A 1,620-nucleotide genomic window follows, 5' to 3' on the forward strand; every position below is an offset into this window, starting at 1 on the left:
TTTCAACCAGCTAACTTTCAACCAGCTAACTTTCAACCAGCTAACTTTCAACCAGCTAACTTTCAACCAGCTAACTTTCAACCAGCTAACTTTCAACCAGCTAACTTTCAACCAGCTAACTTTCAACCAGCTAACTTTCAACAGACCCCTAAAGCTGACCGATAATTTTATGGGTCTGAGGCACCACCCTTACCTGCTTAAGAGAATGCTTCATTAAAGCCTGCCAAGCCAAAACCTGCTCCGGAGTAGGAGCAACTATTGGTTGCCCAGACCCCTCCAACGGAGTCACTGGTTGCAGAAATACTGGAATTTCCGCGCTAACCGCTGCTACCAAATCAGCAGATTGTTCTAACTCCGTGGGGTCAGTGTGGCAATCAATAATTAACTTGACAAATACCTCCACTGATGAGTTGTGGCACAGCTTGAGAAATTCCCTGTGAGCAGCCCATCTGTTTTCTCCACTCACACTGGGCAACTTAATATCCATACCCACTGAGTCCAAATAGGGCAAAAGCCTTGCCATCTCTTCAGGACGATGACCGCCAGTTTCTAGGTAAATGGGCAATCCAGTTAACTGTCGTAGCTCAGGCAGACATTCCACCAGAAACGGAGTATGAAGTAAAGGTTCACCACCAGTGAGGCTAATGCTATCGTGCAATCGATGTTGATTTTGTCTGTCAACCCATTTCAGTAGCGATCGCAGGGGGACTGGATTTGGATAAGTTTCAAAATCACGCTTACCGGGAGTCTGTTCCACCTGGCATTGAGGAGGGACAGCCCAGGTATGGAAACTGTCACAGAAATGACATCTTAGATCACATAGGGCAAACCGGATAAAGATCTGACGAGTGCCAACATTTAGCCCTTCTCCTTGAATAGCAGAAAAAACTTCGATCAGGCGGGCAGTTGCTTGAGTCCCACAGAGCATGTTCAGATTTTCAAAGATTTCATAATATTTGACTATTTTTTTGGCGAATCCTAGCGTTCTAGGACAAAATAATGGTCAAGACTATAGGTTAAAATCTAGCCCTTTTTCTTCTATGATGGTTGATTCAGTCAAGAGCGACAATTTCCTGGTAGTGTTCTCACAAGATACTCCCGTGGTGGAATTACCCAGTCGTGTCAGTGTACTAGAAGCTGTGGAGTTTAAGCAACTATTCCAGCAGCTTCTCCAAAAAATTCCTCTGCCTGAAACAATCATATTTGATTTTCACCAGACTAATTTTATCGATAGCAGTGGTATCGGTGCATTAGTGAGTAATCACAAAAGCGCCCTAGAACAAGGGGTTAAAACGTTGCTTAAAAATGTCACTCCCCAAGTCATGTCTGTATTGGTCATTACAGGACTAGACCAAAGGTTAACCATACAACCATCAGATAATAGTACCACACTAAGCACCAACAAATCAGTAAATCACTTACCAACAACCCATCCCTCCGTTAGATCTCCGGTGAAGCGATTAATCGATATTCTGGGTGCAATCGTGGGTTTGGGAATTACTGGTATTTTATTTCTTCCCATTGCCCTTGCTATTAAGCTAGATAGCCCTGGTCCGATTTTTTTTGGTCAAATCCGTTGTGGTTGGATGGGAAAGCGGTTTCGGATCTGGAAATTTCGCA

Annotated in this window: 3 protein-coding genes; 2 read left to right on the top strand and 1 reads right to left on the bottom strand. The window is 43.9% G+C overall.

Annotation, left to right across the window (positions count from 1 at the left end):
• Positions 1 to 165: pentapeptide repeat-containing protein (locus tag F6K20_RS40375; RefSeq protein ID WP_353736901.1), on the top strand; the 165-nt coding region annotated here is incomplete at its 5' end.
• On the opposite strand, the gene F6K20_RS37705 is transcribed toward F6K20_RS40375, so the two are convergent.
• On the bottom strand, positions 149 to 928 hold the full coding sequence (locus F6K20_RS37705; RefSeq protein ID WP_008187645.1) for a 7-carboxy-7-deazaguanine synthase QueE: 780 nt from the start codon (positions 926 to 928) through the stop codon (positions 149 to 151). The genes F6K20_RS40375 and F6K20_RS37705 overlap by 17 nt on opposite strands.
• A 40-nt stretch (positions 929 to 968) precedes the next feature.
• Between F6K20_RS37705 and F6K20_RS37710 the strand changes: the two genes are divergently transcribed.
• On the top strand, positions 969 to 1,620 hold a 652-nt coding region (locus F6K20_RS37710; protein WP_287298284.1), incomplete at its 3' end, for a sugar transferase.

Origin of the sequence: Moorena sp. SIO2C4 (assembly GCF_010672485.1) — a bacterium.
Lineage (GTDB): Bacteria > Cyanobacteriota > Cyanobacteriia > Cyanobacteriales > Coleofasciculaceae > Moorena > Moorena producens.